This window comes from uncultured Chitinophaga sp., assembly GCF_937874145.1.
GTDB lineage: Bacteria > Bacteroidota > Bacteroidia > Chitinophagales > Chitinophagaceae > Chitinophaga.
Genome location: NZ_CALNBI010000354.1, coordinates 1 through 2,814 on the forward strand (window position 1 = coordinate 1; position 2,814 = coordinate 2,814).

The 2,814-nt window shown below is 53.5% G+C and carries 5 protein-coding genes; all 5 read left to right on the forward strand.

Annotation, left to right across the window (positions count from 1 at the left end; all coding sequences use genetic code 11):
- Nucleotides 1-532 (forward strand): Crp/Fnr family transcriptional regulator (locus tag Q0510_RS17210; protein ID WP_298714618.1); only part of this gene is annotated, 532 nt, incomplete at its 5' end.
- A gap of 57 nt (nucleotides 533-589) precedes the next feature.
- A complete protein-coding gene (locus Q0510_RS17215) occupies nucleotides 590-1,159 on the forward strand; it encodes a hypothetical protein (protein WP_298714620.1) in 570 nt (189 codons plus the stop codon).
- A 46-nt stretch (nucleotides 1,160-1,205) separates the two neighbouring features.
- Complete coding sequence (locus Q0510_RS17220; RefSeq protein ID WP_298714623.1) at nucleotides 1,206-1,532, forward strand: hypothetical protein; 327 nt, start codon at nucleotides 1,206-1,208, stop codon at nucleotides 1,530-1,532.
- A 72-nt stretch (nucleotides 1,533-1,604) separates the two neighbouring features.
- Complete coding sequence (locus Q0510_RS17225; RefSeq protein WP_298714625.1) at nucleotides 1,605-1,829, forward strand: hypothetical protein; 225 nt, start codon at nucleotides 1,605-1,607, stop codon at nucleotides 1,827-1,829.
- A gap of 41 nt (nucleotides 1,830-1,870) precedes the next feature.
- On the forward strand, nucleotides 1,871-2,814 hold a 944-nt coding region (locus Q0510_RS17230; RefSeq protein ID WP_298714628.1), incomplete at its 3' end, for a TonB-dependent receptor plug domain-containing protein.

Here is a 2,814-nt window from a genome sequence, read left to right on the forward strand (position 1 = left end):
GGCGTTGCTGGCGGCGGAAAAAGTCTTCGTGCCGGTAACGCTGAACAAAGGTGACTTCTTCGTCGAAATGGGCGTCGTGTGCCGACATGCGGCTTTCATTCGCTCCGGGATCATCCGTTCCTTCTACATCAACGGCAAAGGGGAAGAAACGACATATTGCTTTTGCGCCGGTGGAAGTCTGAGCACGTCATTCCGGAGTTTCGTCACGCAAACGGCCTCGGAACTATCCATGCACGCCATCGAACAAACGGAATTGCTCGTTATCAGCCGGGAAGATCTGTACGCGCTTTACCGCCAATATCCGGACTGGCAGGAGATCGGCCGCGTGATGACAGAAAAGGCCTACCTCGGACTGGAGGGCTACGCTTCCACACTGAATAACGAAACAGCACGCCAGAAGTACGCGCGGATGCTGGCTGAACAGCCCCACATCGCGCAGCGGGCATCGATCCAGGATATTGCTTCTTACCTCGGGGTGTCGCGGGAAACGATTAGCCGCATCCGGCGTGAAATGAGTACGCCCATTTTGTGACAAATGTCAAATGGAAACGGCTAGCCGCCGAATAGCTTTGTGGTAAAATAGATTGAAATGGAAATCGGATTTACCATTGCAACGCTGATGTTGCTGCTGTTCGGCCTGCTGGCGACCTTCGACGGGATTTACCTGCATATTTTCAAATACCGCCTGTACCGGCATAAGGAAAGCCGGTTTGAACATATCACCCATACTATACGAGCCCTGTTATTCCCCTTCATCCTGTACTTCCTTTTTCTACAGCAAAGTACCATAGCTTTCTACGCTGGTATCACCTTCGTGGTGATCGATCTTATCACGCTAGGGGTAGATGCCTTCGTGGAGAAAGACAGCCGGACTTTCATGGGCGGCCTCCCGCGATGGGAATACATCATCCACCTGTTCGTGAACGGCTTTCACTTCGCGTCGATCGCGGTGTTCCTGGCTTTGAAGCTGGATTTCGGGGTTGACGGGGTTTCCCTGCGGCATGGGTTCCCTGGGGTAAAGGCATACGAGCAATTCGCCTGGCTGGCGGCGCAACTGATACCGGGGGCGCTACTGTTCGGGGGATTGCATGTCTTCGTTGCTTTCCCGAAGACAGCGGCGTTATGGGATAAAGTGGTATTTCGGAATCAATTCCGGTAATACTATACTTTAACGATATCATTAAAAGTTTTTGTAATTTCACCGGATGAAATGGTTCTGGCTCCTTTTCGCCGCATACGTCCTCACCCTGTCCGCAGTTCCCTGCTGCGGCGATGACGCATGCTGTGAGGATGAGATAGAACTGGCTTTGGGCCGCGAGTGCGCAGATCACAACGATCACGAAAAGCACGAAAAACCCGAGCTCCCCTGTTCCCCCTTCTTTTCCTGCAACACATGCCACGGTGTGGTCGTTACCGCCAATAAGGTAATCCTCACTGCCTGGACCATCCCCACGACGCACATTTTCAGTACACCGGATAGTTCCGTTCTTTCCATCTACCAGCCCGCCGTCTGGCATCCACCCAAAGCCTGATTTCCCATATCAACCATTTGCATCGCCTCCGACAGAGGCGAATTGAACTGTTTTATCATACTATAAACCATTATGAAAAAAATCGTATTTACGGGCTTGCTTGCCTGTATCAGCTATATATGTAATGCGCAAAACGTGCTGATCGCGCGTATCCTGGAAGCAGACAGTAATGAACCGCTGTCCGGCGCCACCGTTGCGCTACCCGGGACATCACTTGGCATGCCGTTGCATTCAGTTTCGTCGGTTTTGAAACGATTATCGACACGCTGGTCTTCCCGCGCGGTACCGACACCCTGACCATCCTGCTCGAAGAAGAATCCGAGGAGATCGAGGAAGTGGTGATCACCTCCACCCGCAGCACCCGCACCATCCAGAACATTCCGACCAGGGTGGAATTCATCGCCGGGGAGGAACTGGAAGAAAAGGGCAACATGAAACCGGGTGATATCCGCATGATGCTCAATGAAAGCACGGGCATCCAGACCCAGCAGGTTTCCGCGACTTCCGCCAATTCCAGCATCCGAATCCAGGGGCTTGACGGGCGATATACCCAAATCCTCAAAGACGGTTTTCCGCTGTATGCCGGGTTCTCCGGTGGCCTGGGCCTCCTGCAGACGCCGCCGCTCGACCTTAAACAGGTAGAGGTAATCAAGGGCTCGGCTTCCACACTATACGGCGGCGGTGCCATCGCCGGCCTCGTCAACCTCATTTCCCGGACGCCGACTGAAGAACGGGATCTCCGGTTCCTGGTGAACGGCACATCCGCTGGCGGGCTGGACGTGAGCGGGTTTTATGGGCAGAAGTTCGAGAAAGTGGGCCTGACGGTGTTCGCATCCCGCAACAGCAACCGGCCCTACGATCCATCAAACACGGGTTTCACCGCGATTCCCAAGTTTGAACGGTACAATATAAATCCGAAACTGTTCCTGTATTTCAACCCACGCACCCGCCTGAACTTTGGTGTAAACGCCACCCTCGAGGACCGCACCGGCGGGGATATCCAGTATATCAAAGGCCGTGGGGACGCTACGCATTCCTATTTCGAGAAAAACAAGACCCAACGGTACAGCACCCAGCTGGCCTTCGATCACGATTTCAGTGAAAACAGCAGTCTGACCGTGAAAAATTCCGTGAACAATTTTAAACGAAAGCTCAGCATCCCGGGTTATGTATTCGACGGTACGCAATGGTCATCCTACACGGAAGCGGCCTATAGTTTGCGCCGGGAACGTTCCGAATGGGGTGCCGGGGTCAACGTTTACACCGACAACTTCAAAGAGGC

What these genes read in the sequence shown, in the direction of transcription:
- Q0510_RS17215 (WP_298714620.1), top strand. Translation starts at nt 590, where the DNA reads ATGGAAATCGGATTTACCATTGCAACGCTGATGTTGCTGCTGTTCGGC.
- Q0510_RS17225 (WP_298714625.1), top strand. Translation starts at nt 1,605, where the DNA reads ATGAAAAAAATCGTATTTACGGGCTTGCTTGCCTGTATCAGCTATATA.
- Q0510_RS17220 (WP_298714623.1), top strand. Translation starts at nt 1,206, where the DNA reads ATGAAATGGTTCTGGCTCCTTTTCGCCGCATACGTCCTCACCCTGTCC.